19 protein-coding genes and 1 tRNA gene are annotated in these 20242 nt (G+C 44.1%); 12 read left to right on the forward strand and 8 right to left on the reverse strand.

The features are described 5' to 3' along the window. Positions 1-130 precede the first annotated feature (130 nt). The gene (locus NQ565_RS09555; RefSeq protein WP_005652649.1) at positions 131-694 is read left to right on the forward strand and encodes a DapH/DapD/GlmU-related protein; all 564 of its coding nucleotides are present in this window, start codon (positions 131-133) and stop codon (positions 692-694) included. Here the strand turns inward: NQ565_RS09555 and NQ565_RS09560 are convergent. Beyond that, positions 678-923: a YdeI/OmpD-associated family protein gene (locus NQ565_RS09560; RefSeq protein ID WP_005652647.1), complete on the reverse strand. Its 246-nt coding sequence runs from the start codon at positions 921-923 to the stop codon at positions 678-680. The genes NQ565_RS09555 and NQ565_RS09560 overlap by 17 nt on opposite strands. A gap of 225 nt (positions 924-1148) precedes the next feature. On the opposite strand from NQ565_RS09560, the gene NQ565_RS09565 reads away from it, so the two are divergent. Next, the gene (locus NQ565_RS09565) at positions 1149-1829 is read left to right on the forward strand and encodes a hypothetical protein (protein WP_005652645.1); all 681 of its coding nucleotides are present in this window, start codon (positions 1149-1151) and stop codon (positions 1827-1829) included. A gap of 900 nt (positions 1830-2729) precedes the next feature. Here NQ565_RS09565 and NQ565_RS09570 read toward each other — a convergent pair. The 3 genes from NQ565_RS09570 to NQ565_RS09580 all read right to left on the reverse strand — a co-directional run bounded on the left by NQ565_RS09570 (position 2730) and on the right by NQ565_RS09580 (position 4350). Continuing rightward, positions 2730-3734 (reverse strand): ISAon1 family transposase, encoded by a 1005-nt coding sequence (locus tag NQ565_RS09570; protein ID WP_040315553.1) that lies wholly within the window; start codon positions 3732-3734, stop codon positions 2730-2732. A gap of 10 nt (positions 3735-3744) precedes the next feature. After that, positions 3745-4095: an ISAon1 family transposase N-terminal region protein gene (locus tag NQ565_RS09575; protein ID WP_005652161.1), complete on the reverse strand. Its 351-nt coding sequence runs from the start codon at positions 4093-4095 to the stop codon at positions 3745-3747. A gap of 181 nt (positions 4096-4276) precedes the next feature. Beyond that, positions 4277-4350: transfer RNA gene (locus tag NQ565_RS09580), tRNA-Asp, on the reverse strand. Between the two features lie 382 nt (positions 4351-4732). On the opposite strand from NQ565_RS09580, the gene purU reads away from it, so the two are divergent. The 10 genes from purU to NQ565_RS09630 all read left to right on the forward strand — a co-directional run bounded on the left by purU (position 4733) and on the right by NQ565_RS09630 (position 15119). Beyond that, entirely contained in the window at positions 4733-5590 is an 858-nt protein-coding gene (gene purU, locus NQ565_RS09585; RefSeq protein WP_005652639.1) for a formyltetrahydrofolate deformylase, read from the forward strand. 6 nt (positions 5591-5596) lie between these two features. Further along, entirely contained in the window at positions 5597-6187 is a 591-nt protein-coding gene (gene hisH / locus NQ565_RS09590; RefSeq protein ID WP_005652637.1) for an imidazole glycerol phosphate synthase subunit HisH, read from the forward strand. Between the two features lie 39 nt (positions 6188-6226). Further along, complete coding sequence (gene hisA / locus NQ565_RS09595; protein ID WP_005652635.1) at positions 6227-6949, forward strand: 1-(5-phosphoribosyl)-5-[(5-phosphoribosylamino)methylideneamino]imidazole-4-carboxamide isomerase; 723 nt, start codon at positions 6227-6229, stop codon at positions 6947-6949. A 77-nt stretch (positions 6950-7026) separates the two neighbouring features. Then, the gene (hisF, locus tag NQ565_RS09600; protein ID WP_040315556.1) at positions 7027-7782 is read left to right on the forward strand and encodes an imidazole glycerol phosphate synthase subunit HisF; all 756 of its coding nucleotides are present in this window, start codon (positions 7027-7029) and stop codon (positions 7780-7782) included. A gap of 114 nt (positions 7783-7896) precedes the next feature. Then, entirely contained in the window at positions 7897-8505 is a 609-nt protein-coding gene (gene hisIE / locus NQ565_RS09605; protein WP_005652632.1) for a bifunctional phosphoribosyl-AMP cyclohydrolase/phosphoribosyl-ATP diphosphatase HisIE, read from the forward strand. Positions 8506-8511: 6 nt separating this feature from the next. Next, positions 8512-9219: a cell division ATP-binding protein FtsE gene (locus tag NQ565_RS09610; protein ID WP_005652630.1), complete on the forward strand. Its 708-nt coding sequence runs from the start codon at positions 8512-8514 to the stop codon at positions 9217-9219. Positions 9220-9254: 35 nt separating this feature from the next. After that, positions 9255-10571, forward strand: coding sequence for an aspartate kinase (locus tag NQ565_RS09615; protein ID WP_005652628.1), 1317 nt, complete (start codon positions 9255-9257; stop codon positions 10569-10571). An 88-nt stretch (positions 10572-10659) separates the two neighbouring features. Beyond that, positions 10660-11820, forward strand: coding sequence for a diaminopimelate decarboxylase (lysA, locus tag NQ565_RS09620; RefSeq protein ID WP_005652626.1), 1161 nt, complete (start codon positions 10660-10662; stop codon positions 11818-11820). 127 nt (positions 11821-11947) lie between these two features. Then, entirely contained in the window at positions 11948-14290 is a 2343-nt protein-coding gene (gene hepB / locus NQ565_RS09625; protein ID WP_005652625.1) for a heparin/heparin-sulfate lyase HepB, read from the forward strand. Positions 14291-14372: 82 nt separating this feature from the next. Then, positions 14373-15119, forward strand: coding sequence for a hypothetical protein (locus tag NQ565_RS09630; RefSeq protein WP_005652623.1), 747 nt, complete (start codon positions 14373-14375; stop codon positions 15117-15119). A 390-nt stretch (positions 15120-15509) separates the two neighbouring features. Here NQ565_RS09630 and NQ565_RS09635 read toward each other — a convergent pair whose 3' ends face one another. From NQ565_RS09635 to NQ565_RS09650, 4 genes are all read right to left on the reverse strand, one after another. Continuing rightward, the gene (locus tag NQ565_RS09635; RefSeq protein ID WP_005652619.1) at positions 15510-16967 is read right to left on the reverse strand and encodes a hypothetical protein; all 1458 of its coding nucleotides are present in this window, start codon (positions 16965-16967) and stop codon (positions 15510-15512) included. A 61-nt stretch (positions 16968-17028) separates the two neighbouring features. After that, positions 17029-18159 carry a hypothetical protein gene (locus tag NQ565_RS09640; protein ID WP_005652617.1) on the reverse strand — a complete coding sequence of 377 codons (1131 nt, stop codon included), beginning with the start codon at positions 18157-18159 and terminating at the stop codon, positions 17029-17031. A 12-nt stretch (positions 18160-18171) separates the two neighbouring features. Then, on the reverse strand, positions 18172-19059 hold the full coding sequence (locus tag NQ565_RS09645) for a FimB/Mfa2 family fimbrial subunit (RefSeq protein WP_005652615.1): 888 nt from the start codon (positions 19057-19059) through the stop codon (positions 18172-18174). Positions 19060-19081: 22 nt separating this feature from the next. Further along, positions 19082-20197, reverse strand: a complete 1116-nt coding sequence (locus NQ565_RS09650; protein WP_259829689.1) for a fimbrial protein — start codon at positions 20195-20197, stop codon at positions 19082-19084. Positions 20198-20242 lie beyond the last annotated feature (45 nt).

The following is a 20242-nucleotide window of genomic DNA, read 5'->3' on the forward strand; positions in this document are numbered from 1 at the left end:
ATAAAAGCATATGTAGTACACCTCTCCGCACAGAAACAGTAAATAGGTTACAAATGTCCGTAATTCATTCACACGAGCGCTGCCGCCATTCATTTACATTTGCAGTGTAATCTATGTAATATTCAGAACCATGACACTTGATAATTTTTTAGAATATGTAAAGACACGAAAAGCTCTTGACACGGAAGATATACATCGTTTTATGGATGAAATGAGCAATGAGGCAAGACGCATCACATTCAAACTGAATGCATCTTTCCATGCTCCGGATGAGGTGAGAGCATTGCTCTCCGAACTCTTTGGAAAGCCCGTTCCACCCTCACTGCGGGTGTTCCCGCCGTTTTATACGGATTTCGGAAAGAATATTGAAATCGGTAATGACGTATTTATCAATGCCTGCTGTCATTTTCAGGATCACGGTGGGGTTACATTGGGAGACGGTTGCCAGATAGGGCATAACGTCGTTTTTGCAACCCTCAACCACGGGCTTGCTCCCGAAGACCGCCATACGACTTATCCTGCACCTATTATACTTGGCAGGAATGTGTGGGTAGGCTCAAATTCCACTATTCTGCAAGGCGTGACGATTGGCGATAATGCGGTGGTGGCAGCCGGGGCGGTGGTGACAAAAGATGTTCCGGCGGATGCAATCGTAGGGGGAGTGCCAGCCAAGGTTATCAAATATATCCGATAACTCCATTCATCGCCATGATAATGATTTTGGTAATACGGTCTGCTTTAGTTTGTTCTGTTTTTGCAGAATTAGCCCAATCAACGAGCGCCTTTTTCTGAACGTTACTATATGCTTCAATCTTTTCCTGTGCGCCCTCTTCATGTTGCATACACAAAAGTAATTCTTCCGTTATCCGGTTCTTTTCAACCTCATGATATAGTAAACAGAGCATCATACAGATGCTTTTCATGCTTTTTCTTGAAATAATTTAAAGCAAGTGCTTATAGTTTAAAACTTTGTACTATATTTAAAATTGAATTACATCCGGTAGAGAAATAGGTTTGTCTTTGTTCCGGATGATTATAGGGAAAGAGCGGATAAGAAGTGAAAACGAAATTAGTGAAAAAGTATGACTCTATAAGAAAGAATTCAATAGATTTGCTTTGAGAAAAATAAGTAAAATGAGGGCTGAATTATGAATATCATAGAACGTATAGACAGACCTTGTGAATATGTAGAAGTGGCACAGACAGCCTTGATTGCCTGCCAATACTTATATTTATGGTTGTTTGCCGGACCGGATGATGCCTATAAGGTATATTCGCTGGCAATCCTGATGGCATTTGAATTTGTTATGGTGCATTCGGGACTTTTTATGGCAGCTATGCCGCTCAAGGCTTCAATACGGCTGTTTATTCCGTTGTATGGGCTTTTTGCATTTGCATTTGGGCATTCAATGCGGGAGGGGGATTATACAATCATCATTCTTTACCTTGCAACTGTGCTCAACAGAATGCGTTTCGCTTTTTTCAATGTCAGTAAATCGGTCAAGCAGCGGGTAGTCAGACAATCGATGATTGCCTTGGCCGTTTATTTTGTGTTGACGGTATCGGTGGTATGTGCAGAATCTGTCATTCCTTCTTTCAGCTTAGGAACAGCTTTTTCCGAATCGGCATCCTATACCCGTGAAGTACGTGCCGGAGGATTGTTTGTTGAAAAGCCTTATGTGCCAATATGTCTCGGATTTCTGTATTACAGTGTACTTTCTTTTTTTAATTTCAAAACTGTATGGCGGGAACGTGCTTTCATTAAAAGAAGATGCACCGGAGGCTATACTGAAGAAGTGACAAATAAGAGACAACAGAAAAATAAATAATTATGAAAAATGCGATTTTAACAATTGTGCTGTCAGGTATGGCACTATTCTTATAATAAAGTGGTTGCTCTTGAAAAGAAAGACACGAATGACATTTGAAGCGTTGCGCAAGTTTGAAGCAGGGATATTGAAAAAATCATTCCGGTACTTCACAGCCCGGAATGAAAGCATAATGTTACAAGAGTTTTATGAATGAGAGATCAGAATATCTTTTTACCTTTTTTACTAATACGTTCTAATTAACACTTTGGTTTCTATCTTACAAATCTACTGTAGGTTTCAATGATAGTATAACAAAGGCTGTGCCAAAAATGGTATAAAAAGGTAAGTGGTTTAATATCAGTTATATAATACTGATGGCTTTTGCGCTATTGTGGAAAATTATACTATAATTCCACATTAATATTCCACAATTCCACATTAAGATGAAAGACTATTGTTTTCTATCTTGTTGATATTTAGTTTTCTATCTTGTAATTCTAATTTTGGCACAGCATTTGTTCGGAATTTTATGTCCTAAGATGTAGACTAACTGAATTATTCCAAGCTTATAGTTGTGTAAAGTTAGTATTGATAATGTTTAAGAGATAGTGTTCTCGTAAAAATGTTGTAGTGTTGTCCCGGTGTTGTGAAACATCGGGACGATATTGTTTTGGTAAGCAGCAGAAAATGAATTGTTATGAGTGTTGGGGATAAAAAGATTCTATCTGAAGTCAGAAAAGTCAGGCAGGTTTCCTCTTTTCGGAATAGCCTCTTGCGCTTTCCGGCAAGGGGTAAAAGTCAGCCCATCCGTTATCTCGGACTATTCCGATTATTATGCGTTTCAGGTGCTTTTTCACTTGCTCCTAAAAGGACCCTGAATTTGGGGTCAGCGGATTTCCCCGGTTGGCAAGCTTTCTTTTAAGCGTATAGCCTAGCCAGTCTGAACATGAAGAATTTCAGATCAGCCACCCCTCTTAACTGGCTTCGAAAAGCTTTGATTTTAGCATTGAACGACTCCGCTGAAGCATTTGTCAATCGTTCTTCAAAATAATTTATGATGGTCGTACTATGGTTTGAAAACGTATCAAGTACCTTGTTGAACTCCATATAGTCAAACTTTTCCACTTCATTGTACCATCTTGCGAGATTTAGCCTTGCTTCATCGAGACCTGACTTCTTGTTGAAGATGTCTGTCAGTTTCATGCTAAGGCTGTATCCTTCCAGAAGCTTGGGGAATTTATCAAAGAGAATGGCAGCCCTGGTCTTTTGCTGTTCATTCCATTTGCTCCAGTGTTTCAGTATAATGTGCTTGCTTCTGCTTACTATCTGTGGCAGGGTTTCTCCGTTCTCCATTCTTTCAGGTTCCCATTTCCCTATTCTTTCCCTTTCCGCCTTACTCTTTGTTTCTTTCTTCTTTTGGCGATGCTCCCTGATAGCCTGATTTTCCGCATCAAGTACTTTCCACCGATAGCGTATTCTTAACTGGTCAACAGCTTCAGACATGAGCTGCTGTACATGAAAACGGTCATTGATCAGCTTTGCGGCAGGAAACACCTTTCTGACTGTCAGCATCATGGCTGAAGATAAATCTGTAGTGACAGTCTTGACAGACAGCCGTTTCCGGTGCGGAAGCCTGCGCAAGATTCCGCTTACCGCATCTGTGGCCACTCCACGAACTATTGCAACTAAAGCACCCTTACGACCTTTAGCTGCTTTATTGGTCAGAATCGTATAAACATCTCCATTGCTCAGGCAAGTTTCATCCAAAGAAAGCTTTTCTCCAATATTTTCAGGATAAAGGAGATAGTCATGCGCATGTTCGAGCTGATCCCAGTTCCGGTAATCACTGATTTTCTCCTTGTATTGTTTACGAAGAGTCTGCCCTTTTACGCCATAACGTTCCGCAAGCACACTGATGCTCACAGGAGTAGATTCAATCTCCTTCTTTTAAAAAAGAGACGAACTCAGAATTGAGCCGTGTACCGTCAAATTCGGATAAATCCCAGTCATAACTGAAGATTTCATTGGAAGATTTGTCAAGCCATTTACGTTTACGAACATGGAGATAAGTGGCGCGACCACGAATAGGATAGTCTTGGATTGTACGATACTCACCAAAACCATAGGATATGATATCCGGATTGATCTTATCTTCTTTTAGTTGAACTTTTTTTTCATCAAGATAAATATCAAAACGGTCAGCACTCTTGTCGAAATTGACAATATCAAAGTTGTCTATAAGCACATCCGGAAGGATGGCACGAAGGAGTTGTGCGGGTTTCATAAAACAAAGGTAAGCAAAGATAGCTAATTTTAAAACTTACCAACCAGATATTTCCGCTGAGCCTGAATTTGCACCTGGCATACTTCTCAGAAACGCTATATTCTGCTTCACCTCAAACAAATAAAAAAACTCTAATTCTATTAAGAATCAGAGCTTTTTCTAATTTTGCTTTCTTGAGAAGCGGTGCGTACGGGACTCGAACCCGTGACCCCATGCGTGACAGGCATGTATTCTAACCAACTGAACTAACGCACCATCATTTCATTTTATCGTTGCTATCTCTCTCGATTGCGGTTGCAAAGGTAGGCGTTTTTTTTGAATCTGCAATAGCTGTGATAAACTTTTTTTCAAGTCTTCTTGTCTGTGTTTACTTTTTGTTCTCATATTTAGGAAGTTGTAAAAAATAAGAGATGTAATGTTTAACAAATATTTAAAATTGCTCTTTGCAGCTTGTTTATGTTCTGTTTATATGTTATTTAGTATGCGATTAGACATCTATATATAGAGAAAACGAAACAATTTTCGCTAACTTTTAAACTTCTTGTTTGAAAAGTTCATTATTTTGCAATAAATCGTTATTTTTGCGAACTCAAGACAAGAATATTGCAATTAGAGAACAATAAAAATAGAGTTTAGGATGATGAAAACGGCGAAGCTGTTACTTCACTGTCCCGATCAGCCGGGAATTTTGGCAGAAGTAACAGATTTTATAACGGTAAACAAAGGTAATATTATCTATTTGGATCAATATGTAGACCATGTGGAGAATATTTTTTTCATGCGTATCGAGTGGGAATTGGAAAGCTTTCTGGTTCCTCAAGAGAAGATAGAGGACTATTTTGAAACATTGTATGCGCAGAAGTACGGAATGAGTTTTCGCCTTTATTTTTCGGATGTCAAACCGCGTATGGCTATTTTCGTGTCGAAGATGTCGCACTGCCTGTTCGATCTGCTGGCGCGCTATACGGCAGGTGAATGGAATGTGGAGATACCTCTTATAATAAGCAATCATCCAGATTTGCAGCATGTAGCAGAACGCTTCGGCATACCTTTTCATCTGTTTCCTATTACTAAGGAGACAAAAGAAGAGCAGGAAAAGAAAGAAATGGAACTGCTTGCCAAGCACAAGGTGAACTTCATCGTACTGGCACGTTATATGCAGGTCATTTCCGAGAAGATGATAGGCGCTTATCCCAACCGCATCATCAATATTCATCACTCTTTCCTTCCGGCATTTGTAGGGGCGAAACCCTACCATGCAGCATTTGAGCGTGGTGTGAAGATTATAGGAGCTACCAGCCACTACGTTACTACGGAATTGGATGCAGGGCCTATCATCGAGCAGGATGTGGTGCGTATCACTCATAAGGATACTGTGCAGGACCTGGTGAATAAAGGCAAGGATTTGGAAAAAATCGTTCTCTCTCGTGCCGTTCAGAAGCATATCGAGCGTAAGGTGTTGGCGTATAAGAATAAGACAGTAATATTTAATTAGTGGTTGATGAAAGTTGCGGTTATCAAATATAATGCAGGTAACATCCGTTCGGTTGATTATGCCTTGAGGCGTTTGGGTGTTGAGGCGGAGATTACGGCAGATGAAAAGGTTCTACGTGCTGCGGATAAAGTCATTTTCCCCGGGGTGGGTGAAGCGGAAACAACCATGAATTTCCTGAATGCCGGCGGAATGGGCAGACTGATAAAAGAACTGCGTCAGCCTGTGTTGGGTATCTGTTTGGGTATGCAGTTGATGTGCCGCCATTCGGAGGAAGGAGATGTGGACTGTCTCGGTATTTTTGACGTTGACGTGAAACGCTTTGTTTCGCAAAAGCATGAGGATAAAGTACCCCACATGGGCTGGAATACGATTTTGCAGACCAGTAGCAGTCTCTTCAAAGGCTTTGCGAAAGAAGAATTTGTTTATTTCGTACACAGTTTTTATGTTCCGGTTAACGATTGTACGGCTGCCGTAACGGATTATATACTTCCGTTCAGTGCTGCTTTGCATAAGGATAATTACTATGCCACCCAGTTTCATCCTGAAAAAAGTGGAAGTGTGGGCGAACGTATCTTGCAGAACTTTTTGGACTTATAGTGAAAGAATCCGATATTTGATAATTCGTAATTAATTGAAATGATAGAGTTAATTCCCGCTATTGACATCATCGACGGAAAGTGCGTACGCCTCTCCCAGGGTGATTATAACAGCAAGAAAGTGTATAATGAGAACCCCGTAGAAGTAGCTAAGGAACTTGAAGCGCATGGTATCCGACGCCTTCATGTGGTAGACCTCGACGGAGCCGTTTCCCACCATGTGGTAAATTACCGCACGCTGGAGCAGATAGCTTCCCTTACTTCTTTGGTTATAGATTTCGGTGGCGGGGTGAAGAGTGATGAAGATTTGGTTATTGCATTTGAAAGCGGTGCACAGATGGTGACGGGCGGTAGCATTGCCGTAAAGAATCCCGAACGTTTCTGTCACTGGTTGCAAACATACGGCTCGGAGAGAATAATTCTCGGAGCTGATGTGAAAGACCATAAGATTGCCGTCAACGGTTGGAAGGATGAGAGTGCTTGCGAATTGTTCCCGTTTTTGAAAGATTATGTCGGGAAAGGTGTTCGTAAAGTCATCTGTACCGACATCAATTGCGACGGTATGTTGCAAGGCCCTTCCATATCTCTGTATAAAGAGATGTTGGAAGCGCATCCCGACCTTTACCTTATAGCCAGTGGCGGAGTGAGTTGTGCCGAGGATATTCGCCAACTGGAAGCAACGGGTATACCTGCCGTTATTTTCGGTAAGGCATTGTATGAAGGGCGTATAACTTTTAAAGAACTGGAAGCGTTTATGATATAAATTTGCGTAACATTGCATTCATTATTGTTGCTCAACGTAAATCAAGTCATAAATCCAAAATCATAAATAAAAGAAGAGTGTTAGCAAAGAGAATCATCCCCTGTCTTGACATCAAAGACGGACAGACCGTAAAAGGGACTAATTTTGTAAACCTGCGTCATGCAGGCGATCCGGTTGAACTGGCGCGTGCTTATAGTGAGCAGGGGGCCGATGAGTTGGTCTTTCTGGATATTACCGCCAGTTTTGAGGGGCGCAAGACATTTGCCGAACTGGTGAAGCGTATTGCCGCCAACATCAGCATACCTTTCACCGTAGGTGGCGGAATCCATGAACTGAGTGATGTAGACCGGCTTCTGAATGCCGGCGCGGACAAGATATCCGTCAATTCCTCGGCTATTCGCCGTTCCGGACTGATTGACGAGATAGCCAAGCATTTCGGTTCGCAGGTTTGTGTATTGGCTGTTGATGCCAAGCAGACGGAAAAGGGTTGGTGGTGTTATCTCAATGGTGGGCGTGTGGAGACCGACAAAGAACTCTTTGCCTGGACAAAGGAAGCGCAGGAGCGCGGTGCGGGCGAGGTGCTTTTTACCAGTATGAACCATGACGGCGTAAAGACCGGATATGCCAACGAAGCCCTTGCCGCTCTTGCCGACAGACTTTCCATACCCGTTATCGCATCGGGCGGAGCAGGCGTGAAAGAGCACTTCCGTGATGTCTTTCTGGAAGGAAAAGCAGATGCCGCCTTGGCCGCCAGCGTTTTTCATTTCGGAGAAATTAAAATTCCCGATTTAAAATCGTATCTTTGCGCCCAAGGAGTCGCAATGAGAAGATGATAAGGAGTTATAAGTTATGAGTTATAAGTTATTCGCTGCTGCACGAAGCACGGATGAAAACGACTCATAACAATAACTCACAACAAAATAACTCATAACTTATAACTTAAAAAGATGTTGGACTTTGACAAAATGAACGGACTTGTTCCGGCAATTATACAGGATGCTGACACGGCCAAGGTGCTTATGTTAGGTTTTATGAACCGGGAAGCATATGATAAGACGGTAGAAACGGGTAAAGTAACATTCTTTAGCCGTACCAAGAATCGTCTTTGGACAAAAGGCGAGGAGAGCGGCAATTTCCTGAACGTGGTTTCCATGAAAGAGGATTGCGACAAGGATACTTTGCTGATTCAGGTACATCCTGTCGGTCCGGTTTGTCATACGGGTACGGATACTTGCTGGGGAGAGAAGAACGAACAGCCCGTTATGTTCCTGAAACTTCTTCAGGACTTTATCGACAAGCGTCATGCTGAAATGCCGGAAGGCTCTTACACAACCAGCCTGTTCCGGTCGGGTGTCAATAAAATGGCGCAGAAGGTAGGTGAAGAAGCAGTTGAAACTGTTATTGAAGCATGCAACGGTACCGACGAGCGTCTGATATACGAGGGAGCCGATTTACTGTATCATCTTATCGTATTGCTGACCTCTAAAGGTTATCGCATAGAAGATTTGGCACGTGAGCTGGAAGAACGTCACAGTGCGGATTGGAAGAAACACTAAGTTGTTATGGATGAAGTGCTGATACGATATAAAGATGTGGAGATACACCAGCAGGAGTTGTGTGTGTTGAACGATGTAAACTTGGAGTTACATAAGGGAGAGTTTGTCTACCTCATCGGTAAAGTCGGTTCGGGTAAGACGAGTTTGCTCAAAACCTTTTACGGTGAACTGGATGTGGCGGCGGGCGATGCCGAAGTGTTGGGATATGATATGTTGCATATCAAGCGCAAGCATATTCCGCAGTTGCGTCGTAAGTTGGGTATCGTATTTCAGGATTTCCAGTTGCTTACCGACCGTACGGTGTATGACAATCTTGAGTTCGTGCTCCGTGCCACCGGGTGGAAGAATAAGGGAGAAATAAAAGACCGTATCAACGAAGTATTGCAATTGGTGGGTATGAGCAATAAAGGTTATAAATACCCCAATGAATTGTCGGGAGGCGAACAACAGCGTATCGTGATAGCCCGTGCTGTACTGAACTCTCCGGAAGTAATTCTTGCCGATGAGCCAACCGGAAATCTGGATGTGGAGACGGGATTTGCCATAACCCAGCTTTTACATAGTATCAGTGAGGCGGGTTCGCTGGTTATTATGACTACGCACAATATGCAGTTGCTTTGGGAATATCCGGGGCGCGTATACCGTTGTGCCGACCATTTGATAACGGACGTAACGGAGCAGTATTCCGTTGCGTCGTCAATAGAAGAGAAATAAACAAGATTATATAACATTTTAATACAGAAACGAAAATGAAAGTTTTAAAGTTTGGAGGTACTTCAGTAGGTTCGGCTCAGCGAATTAAGGAAGTGGCCAAATTGATTACCGATGGTGAACGTAAGATTGTGGTTCTCTCTGCCATGTCGGGTACCACAAACACATTGGTTGAGATTTCGGACTATCTGTACAAGAAGAATCCGGAAGGTGCTAACGAGATTATCAACAGACTGGAAACGAAATATCGCCAGCACATTGATGAACTTTATGCCACTCCCGAATATAAGCAGAAAGGTCTGGAACTTATCAAATCTCATTTCGACTATATCCGTTCTTACACCAAAGACCTTTTTACGCTGTTCGAGGAGAAGGTAGTGCTGGCGCAAGGTGAGTTGATTTCTACCGCCATGATGAATTACTATCTGCAGGAATGTGGTGTGAAGTCGGTTTTGCTTCCGGCTTTAGAATATATGCGTACGGACAAAAATGCTGAGCCTGATCCTGTTTACATCAAAGAAAAACTTCAGGTTCAGCTTGAGTTGCATCCCAATGCCGACATTTATATTACACAAGGTTTTATCTGCCGCAACGCCTATGGCGAGGTAGACAATCTGCAGCGTGGCGGCAGCGATTATACCGCTTCTCTGATAGGTGCGGCTGTCAATGCTTCCGAAATCCAGATTTGGACGGACATCGACGGTATGCACAACAACGACCCGCGTATTGTGGACAAGACCTCTCCCGTGCGCCATCTTCATTTTGAAGAGGCAGCCGAGCTGGCATACTTCGGTGCAAAAATCCTGCACCCTACCTGTATCCAGCCCGCCAAGTATGCTAACATCCCCGTGCGTCTGCTCAATACAATGGATCCCACGGCTCCGGGTACACTCATCTCCAACGATACGGAGAAAGGCAAAATCAAGGCTGTAGCTGCAAAGGATAATATCACGGCTATCAAAATCAAGTCCAGCCGTATGTTGCTTGCTCATGGTTTCTTGCGTAAAGTGTTTGAAATCTTTGAAAGTTACCAGACTTCTATCGACATGATTTGTACGTCCGAAGTAGGCGTATCCGTTTCTATCGACAATACCAAGCATCTCAACGAGATTCTGGACGATTTGAAGAAATACGGTACGGTGACGGTGGACAAGGATATGTGTATCATCTGCGTGGTAGGCGACCTCGAATGGGAGAACGTCGGCTTTGAAGCCAAAGCGCTCGATGCCATGCGCGACATACCGGTACGTATGATTTCTTTTGGCGGCAGTAACTATAACATTTCTTTCCTTATCCGTGAATGTGATAAGAAACAGGCTTTGCAGTCGCTCAGCGATGCGCTGTTCAATGAGTAATAAAAGAAAACAGTAGATATGAGCGCTTTTACTTTCTTGATAAAAGCGCTCTTTTTAACTAAACGAAGATATAACCCATAATAATTATATGAAAGGAACATTTCCTATTGACAAATTCCGCGAATTACGTACCCCGTTTTATTATTACGACACGAAGGTGCTGCGCGATACCCTTTCCTGCATCCGTACCGAAGCGTTACGATACGATAACTATTCGGTGCATTATGCGGTAAAGGCCAATGCCAATCCTAAGGTTCTGACTATTATCCGTGAGAGCGGGTTGGGAGCGGACTGTGTGAGCGGCGGTGAAATCCGTGCGGCAATCAAGGCTGGTTTCCCTGCCGACAAGATTGTGTTTGCCGGAGTGGGTAAGGCAGACTGGGAGATAAATCTCGGATTGGATTATAATATCTTCTGCTTTAATGTAGAGTCCATACCCGAACTGGAAATTATCAACGAACTGGCCGCAGCCAAAGGCAAGGTAGCCAATGTTGCTTTCCGTATCAACCCCAATGTAGGTGCGCATACGCATGCTAACATCACTACCGGATTGGCGGAAAACAAGTTCGGTATCAGTATGGAAGATATGGACCATGTGATAGACGTGGCGCAGGAGATGAAAAACGTCAAGTTCATCGGGCTTCATTTCCATATCGGTTCGCAGATATTGGATATGGGCGATTTTGTGGCTTTGTGTAATCGTGTCAACGAATTGTTGGACAAACTCGAAGCCCGTCAGATACGTATCGAACACGTTAATGTGGGTGGTGGACTCGGCATTGATTACGGACATCCCAACCGTCAGCCTGTACCCGATTTCAAAAGCTATTTCGAAACCTACGATAACTGCCTGAAACTCCGTTCTTATCAGACACTTCATTTTGAATTGGGGCGTTCGGTCGTGGGGCAGTGCGGTTCGCTTATTGCAAAGGTTTTATATGTAAAGCAAGGCACTAATAAGCAGTTTGCTATTCTTGATGCAGGTATGACGGACTTGATTCGTCCTGCACTCTATCAGGCATTCCATAAGATAGAGAACATTACTTCCGATGCTCCGCAGCAAACTTATGATGTAGTGGGGCCTATCTGCGAATCATCCGATGTCTTTGGCAAGGCTGTCGATTTGAACGGTGTGAAGCGTGGCGACCTTATAGCCCTTCGCTCTGCCGGAGCTTATGGTGAAATCATGGCTTCAGGTTATAACTGCCGTGAGTTGCCGCAAGGTTATACATCGGACGAGCTGGTATAAGCGCAGTACAAGATTTAAATGATTTATCAAGCACGGGAACATCCTTTTTGTTTCTGTGCTTGTTTTTTATAGCTACCTGATTTTTTTGTTGTATTTTTACAGCATTAATATCTGATATAAATCCATTATGAAACACAAGTCGATTTTCTTTTCACTTAGCCTGATATTTAGTTCGTTTTGTCTTTCGGCGCAGGAATTGCCGAAAGAAGTGGCCTGGCAAGAGATAGAGGGAGTTAATGTACCGATTCCGCCTCATACGCATCCCCGTTTGTATGTTCGCTCATCCGATTTACCCGCGTTGAAGGAACGTCTGAAAACTCCTCAGGCACAGCAGACACTCTCTCTTATGAAAGAGCTGAGCAAAGACCGCACTCCGGCGGAAGAAGCTGCCGTTACAAACCGCGGTTTCCGCTATTATTACGAGATGCGCGGCGTTACATCGCGGGTGCAGTTGCAAGCCCTTGACTATCTGTTGGAAGGTGACAAACGTTTGGCACGCAAGGCCATTACAGCCATGCTCGATACGTTGCAGCGTGCCTCTTTCGGCACTCGTTCCGACTTGTCGCGGGCCAGCGGAGCCATGCTGATAACGGGGGCTATGGTATATGACTGGTGCTACGACCAGATGAAGAGTTCCGAGAAGCAGGCTTATATCAAAGAATTTATCCGTCTGGCAAAGAGTATGGAATGCGGTTATCCGCCACGCAATAACCAACCCATAGCGGGGCATCCGTCGGAGTGGATGATTATGCGCGATATGCTGTCGGCAGGCATTGCCATTTATGATGAATATCCCGATATGTACAATCATGTCATTACCATGCTCTATCGTGATTATATCCCGGCACGCAACTATTTTTACGAAGGGCAGAACTATCACCAGGGCACGAATTATGTACATGTCCGCTTTGCCTGTGACCTCTTTCCTTTATGGATTCTGGATAAGATGGGAGCCGGTAGCATTTACAGCTCTTCGGCGAGGTTCGTACTCTACGACATTATCTACCGCCGGCGTCCCGACGGAGTGTTGATGCCTGCAGGTGATGATTATCCGCAAAATCGTCCTGCATTGCTTACTATGCCGACGCCTATGTTTTTGGCTTCCAGTTATTATAAAGATGAATATCTGGCTTATGAGTTCGAGCGTAATCCCCGGTTGGACAAGTCGGGCAACGAGTCCATGAACCATTGTTTGATATACGAACTGTTGTGGCGTGACTACACCCTGAAAGGCAAGGCCCCCGACGACCTTCCTTTGACACGTTATTCCGGTACTCCCTATGGCTGGATGATTGCCCGTACCGGTTGGGATGCCAACTGCGTGATTGCCGAGATGAAAATTAATGAGCAATTTGTGGGTAACCACCAGCACATGGACGGCGGCAGTTTCCAGATTTACCACAAAGGGCCTTTGGCTATCGATGCCGGTGCTTATAGCGGTAGTTCGGGCGGTTATAACAGTCCCAACAACAAAAATTACTTCAAACGCACCATTGCCCATAATTCATTGCTGGTGTACGATCCTGACGAAAAGTTCGGCTGTTGGAACTATGGCGGGGGTGGAAAGACACGGTTTGCAACCAATGACGGCGGGCAGCGTATGTGCGGCGAAGGTTGGAAAACCTGCAATTCGCTCGACAGCCTTTTGTCCGAGGAATATACGGTAGGTAAAGTGTTGGCTCATGGATTTGGTCCTGACGCGCAGGCTCCCGATTATTCTTATTTGAAGGGGGATATAACACAAGCCTATACCCGGAAAGTGAAAGAGGCGAAACGTTCTTTTGTATTCCTTAACCTGAAGTCCGAAACAGTGCCTGCCGCACTTATTGTATATGATAAAGTATCGGCTTCCAGTCCCGATTTCCGCAAATACTGGTTGCTGCATAGCATTGAAGAACCCACGCTTGAAGGTAATACTTTCACCGTGCGGCGCACCAAAGACGGTGATAGCGGTATGCTGCACAACACCGTCCTTTTACCTCAGGCAGATAATCTTCGTATCGATAAGGTTGGCGGTCCCGGCAAAGAAAACTGGGTGTTCGGCACTAACTATCCCAACGATGCCGTAGCCCCTTATCTTGACAATGCCAACGAGCGCGGAGCCTGGCGGGTAGAAGTTTCACCCGTTGCCCCTGCCGTTACCGATAACTTCCTGAATGTGATACAGGTTGCCGATAACCGATGCAATCGGTTGAACGCAGTGCAGCGTATTGAGGATGACCGGATAGTAGGTGTTCAGTTAGCCGATCGTGTCGTTACTTTTGCCAGGAGCAGCGAACCGCTGCAGAAAGATTTTACCCTTACAGTTAACGGTACGGGTACATATAAATTTGTCATTACCGACCTTAAAGCAGGAAACTGGCAAGTAAAGAAGGACGGTTGCATCTTTATTCCGTTGACCGAGGTGCAGGCTTCCGATGGAGTGCTTACTTTTGAGGGGAGTGCCGGTAGTTATGAATTTTGTAGGTAATAATTTTAAATAAACAATAGAACAGGTATTTAACTTGTTCTATTGTTTCTGTTATTTGCACTGTTGATAAAATAATGTAGTTATGAAACAATACGAAGCTGTCATAGAAACCTTAGATAAGTTGGGTGGAGTCGCAACTTTAGGAGAGCTGAACAGAGAAGTTTTTAAAATAAGCGACTGTGAATGGAAAACAAAAACTCCATTTGCCAGTATCCGCCGCATTGTGCAACAGACTAAGGGGATCTATAAGATAAAGCCCGGATTATATGGACTTGAGAAGTATAGAAAACAAATAGAAGATAGGGGGATTATTGTAGAAACCGAGAAGAACAAAGATTCAAATGATGTTATAATGTTCAACCATACTTACTATCAAGGTATTCTATTAATAATAGGGAAGTTCCGTAACATGCAGACTTTCGTACCCAAACAAGATAAAAACAAGAAATTCTACGATGGGCACAAGTTACACGAACTTTCTACTCTTGCAGAACAGCCGCCTTATTCCTATCCTCAACTGATAAAGCGCAGTGCTACTATTGATACGATATGGTTTAACGGACGCAATATGCCTCATTCATTTTTTGAGATAGAGCATTCTACGGACATCCAGAACTCTTTGCTGAAATTCAACGACCTGCAAGATTTCTATGTAAGAATGGCTATTGTTGCCGATATAAAACGCAAACCGGAATTTGAAGCTAAGATGCGTTTTCATGCTTTCGATGATTTACGATTGAACAAACGTGTGTCATTTTTAAGTTATGATGCCCTTGTTAAGCAATACGAAATGGAACAGGAAAAACAATCATTTGAATTTATCCTTTAGATTTGCAAATACTTGCTTTTCTTTATTTCGTAATAAAATTAAAGATATTGCTCTTTTGGATAGTATGGGGAAGTTGTCTGTACAAGAGGACTTTGCTTGCGGTTATGATTTACCCTTTTAATGAACATCCAAGAGTTCTTTGTTACGGTTGTTTTGGGTTTGAAAATATAGGTCTGTATAAAATAGTGCTCCCCGCACTTCACAGTGCAGGGAAGGCACAGCAAACAAACAAAACATTTCTGATTTGAATAAAGAGATATTCTTATCAGACGTTTTTGTTTTAGGTATTTAGAGCGTTTTAATGCTTTGGAAGTGGAAGTTGAATATAAGTTGTGTATGTAAATTCTATATTCTCATTTGTACAAAGCAATGATTTCTTATTATTTTAAGCTATTTATTTCGTACACACCGGATAACAAAAGCTATTATTTCACCTGTTGAAGAGTCTTCACCCCCAATGAATTCATTTTGAAGATGTCTGTTGTACGTAGTGCATAGATAGTATCCTATGGCATCAAAATAAGGTTCGTGCGGATGTCCGTCGGTAAATCTCATAAAGCTACTATATGGGAGTTTTAATACATCTCCGTATATTGTGTATCCATCTTTGGGTACTCCTTTTGCATAGGAAAGCAAATTATTGAACTCTTGTAAAGTAGGAGTTCTCCAAGTGCTATTAGGTTCAACTTTTCGACATGGGTCTCTTGAATCGGACCAAGTTGTGACAAGTTCCGGATTATTTGGCAACGGATTATTGAATACAAAATAGTCCGGAGCATTATTTGCTTTGCTGCATGTCAGTGTATTGGGATAGATACCATATTTTTTTGTTTCTGCTGTATAATATAAGTTTCCGTTTGCCCAAATATTTCCCCCGATAATATACCCTTCTATTGTGGTGAATGAAACGTTGTTGTAATAGGTGTTATTGGCGTTAAGAGTCACTCCGGATAATGTTGTGCTCCTATTGCTAAATGGTTTGTTGCCGATGGTAAGATTCAATTTTATCGTTACGCTTGCAGAAGTTTGCGGCAATAGATACGTGTAATTGCTATACACACTCATCGCATTCGGACTGCTCCAAGTGATATTTATCGTTCCCGATCCGGTTTGTGCTGTCAGTGCATTGTTTGTGAAAGAATAGGTAGCATTATGTTTGGGCAGAGTCACTGTACCCGTACATGCCGTAATTATTCCCATTCTTTCGGCTTGGGCAATGGCTTGTACTCTGTATCGTGCACAATGATGTTTGAACACGATGTTACTCAACGTATATTTGCTGCCTGTATTGTTAATTACAACTCCAGCTTTTACATACGTCATAAAATTTTGCCCGTTTGTTACGGGAACACTTGTAGAGCTGTTGGTAAATGTGGTAATGGCGCTTGAATTGCCGTATGAATAAACGATGAATGTATAAGTCCCCATAGGGAGAATAAGGCTCTTTGTGGTTTGTACGCTGCTTCCCGACAGCTTATAATCTCCATATCCGGCATAGTTTGCAGTGGAAATTTCGGTGGCGGTAGCCGATTTATAAGCTATGACCCGGAAAGTTATGTTATCTTCCATGTTTGCCCAGCGGGTGGCGGCTTCATCGGTTGCATATCCTGCGGGGTAATACAGTGTACTCACTTCCATATTCAAGTCGTATTCTCCTTTTTGTTTGACGGTTTTTGTTATTCCGCTTCGTGTGCCGGCAATCTCTTCCGTGCTCCAGCCGTTTGTCTGGGGAGCTTCCACCTCAACGAGGATGTTGTTGGGAGAGGGGTTCTCTATGCTGTCCTCGTATTTTCCGCACCCGATTATCAGCAGGACAACCGATATATGGAATAACATATTTCTTATCATTCGTCTCATTTTTTTTAAGGTAAAATAATCGTTTATGAACCGTTTGTCATTTTTGCACCTGCTACCATTGATCCGGACTTTGAGGCATGGTTATTGTTCCCGAACCTGCCGATGTCTGTCCGCTCCACGCTTCTGCTGATATACTTGTTGCTATCACCAATGTCTTGTCGCCCGTAAGTGCTGCTGCTTCCGTGGTATATCCCGCATTGTTCACCGCCTTGATATTCACGATGTAGCGGCAGTTCCTTTTTAGCGGAATATAACTTCCCCTGCTGGTAAGGTCCACTCTGTAATAATGCGTGCTTCCCGCATAAGTACCTCCTACGACAAGGCATACATTATTGTCCCTGCCATTTCCTTGCGGTGTTTCCGCTACGTAGATAGTCCGTATCAGTGATTTGCCGTCCGTGCAGGTGTAGGTCAGCGCATCGTTTGTTCCGGCATCCGGGGGGATGGATACGGACGCAACCACGTTATCGGTAATTGTCCCACCGTTTACAGGAGCTGCGTAGCCTTTATTCTTGGTGCGGTACACGCTGACTGTTTTCAACGTAAATCCGCTTATTCCTGCTGCTATTTCTCCATTTAGCATACATCCCACATCTATGCGTGCCAGCGAACGCAGCAACGTGATGTTTCCCAAAGATGTGGCAGGAGTGATGGCTTGCGTTGCAGTCGTTTCTCCCCACATAGGGAAACGGCTGTAGTTTGTCGTTCCGGTTGCATTCCACATTCCGGTGGCATCGAACGTTATCATTTTCAGAACATCGTTTTTGGCAGTGTTATCCGGAATGACGGGTAGTTTCTTTCCGGCATTGGCTATGACTACAAGTCTGTATTTCTCGCCTATCAGGCTTTGTTTCAGGGTCACTATGTACTTTCCATCCTGTAACTGTATTTGCGGCGCCTCATAGCTGAACGTTTCCGTGGAACTGTTTGCCTTGAATACCAATACTTTCAGTTGGGCTATGTCTATTGCATTTTCCTCGTTGGATGTAATGGCGCGGGTGGCGGTACTTCCGTCCGTTGCCGTCGGTAGCGAAATGCGGAGTGTGAGCATTACTTCGCCATTGTCGGTCAGTGTGCCAGGTTGCCCATTGTCGCAAGCCAGCAGAGCAAGGACGATTACCGCACAGGTTACAATGCGTAATAATGCGGCGGATTTGCTTCTATATTCCGATAGCCCTGTCATACTTTCTTTAATTTACATTTCCGTTTCCTGTTCCACTTCTCCCCATGGCAGTACTTTTACGAATACTCTTATTTCGGTCTTTCTGAAATCTATTTCAATGTCAGTTTGCTTTCCGGCTTCCGCTCGTAAGAGGTGTAGCTCGTTATCCTGCGTAATGGTGCATAGTTTTTCCTGCCCTCTGTATATTTCCACTTCGATACATTCTTCTTCTTGGGTTGGAAATATGCGAAAGGGCGGAGCATAGGCATCTCCTTGCTCATCTGTAAAGGTTGGTGGTTTGTATCTTGCGTTTTCTCCGGTTACTTTTCCCATGAAATCCACTTCGGAACCCGTTCCCCGTACAATGAAGGTATAGGTTTCTCCCTGATACGGATAGCGTTCTGCAAGATAGCGTGTCCGTATGCTCAACCCTGCGGTCATTTTTTCCATAACCAGCGTGATTTTTTCCTCTTGTATGCTCCTTGTAGCGGTGTTGTTCAGCTCCTTGCGGCAGTAAAAGAGGTCAGTAACAGGTAAATGGCTTCCTTCGGCATGTTGTTTCAGTTTCAGGCGTGCTTCCTCTAGCAGGGTCCCCGGTTTGATTTTGGCGGTAATCAGGGTATCTTCCTTGATGTTTCCCCACGCTACGAGGGTAAGCCGTGCTTCTTTGTGGTTTCCGAAAAGATAGTCTGATGACACTCCTGCAGGAACCATGCGTACAAAACCGTTTTCTCCGAAAAGATACACTTCCGATTTCTCCAGTACACCGCTTTGGGTGAGATCATTACCTGCCGCATCCACTACCCGCACGTGTATTTCGTACTGCATGCAGTCTCCGGTGTCTTCCCGCACGCATGATACGTGCAGAAAGGCAAGGCAGGCATACGATGCCGTAAGTATGGCTGTGCGGATAGGTTTCATTATTGTTTATGGTTTCGGGTAATTATTCGAATGTCACGTCCTGCGTGATGTTCAGTGCCCAGTCGGCTACACTCACTGTCAGTTCGAGTGAAGTAGGGTTTATCTCTCCGGTGGGGTCATCGGTTCCTATATTCTTGATAGTTGCCTTGATGGCATAGGTCGTGTTGCGGGCAATGTTTGAAGTACCCGTGCCCGAAGCTCCGGTGATATTTGTTCCGGTCTGGCTCTTGTTGACGATTATCGGATAATAGATGGTGGTTCCTGCATCACTTGCACTTTTCTTGAACGTTCCTTCCAGTACCAATGCCGTACGGGTGGCCTCTTCGTTGGGGAGTATATAGAACCAGTAGTCGGTTTTATGCTCGATACCTACGCTTACCGGGGGAGTGACCGAGTTTGCCAGATAAGCTACAGTTCCGCTGGAGCCGGTGTAGTTTCCGGTCAGATAATCCGGTGTGCTCATTTTGGTGGTGCTGTATCCTCCCGTGCCCGGTACAGCTTCTTTCACGGCATTCCGCACAAAGATGTTTTTCAGTTCGTAGGATGCCGCCGAGTACTGTCCGTTGGGGTCAAATTCGGTTCTGATGCCGCTTACGGACACTCTTGCAACGAGCCTGCTCAGCCGGGCTGTCATACCGGTGTTGATGCCTGCGTCCAGTGTGAAGGTGGCGTTGCCATCACCGTTTTTTACGTCTCCGCTCATGGGCAGACAATCCTTGGTCTGGGCATCGCCCAGTGCAATTGTCCTCTTCAGGAAGTCGGTCTTGTTCAGGACGCCTGAAAAATAACCGTCTGTAGGGGCGTTGGCTACCACGATGCCCGTACAGCTCGTTGCCGGAGTACAGTTGATGGTTGTTGCCGGAGTGGTGTTATTGGTTACGGTCCGTATGGCATTCACCGATTCGTCGCTGTTGAAGATGGCGACGGTGAAACGCTTCACCGTATTCTCTTCGTTTTGTGTAGGCAATGCGCTTCCGGTTGCCTTGGTGTTCACTCCGCTTCCTGTCAGGCGCAGTTCGAGTTGTGCCGTCTTTCCCTGCGGCATGGGTTCCGTTATTCCGTTTTCTTCACTGCCGCATCCGGCTAGTGTAAAGGTTGCTGCTGCCAGCATGCTCCATAAATAGCTGTTTGTTTTCATGTATGCCTGTTTTATAGGTTAATATACTTTTGGTGTTCCCGGTCA

The sequence above is a fragment of the Bacteroides stercoris ATCC 43183 genome, assembly GCF_025147325.1.
GTDB lineage: Bacteria > Bacteroidota > Bacteroidia > Bacteroidales > Bacteroidaceae > Bacteroides > Bacteroides stercoris.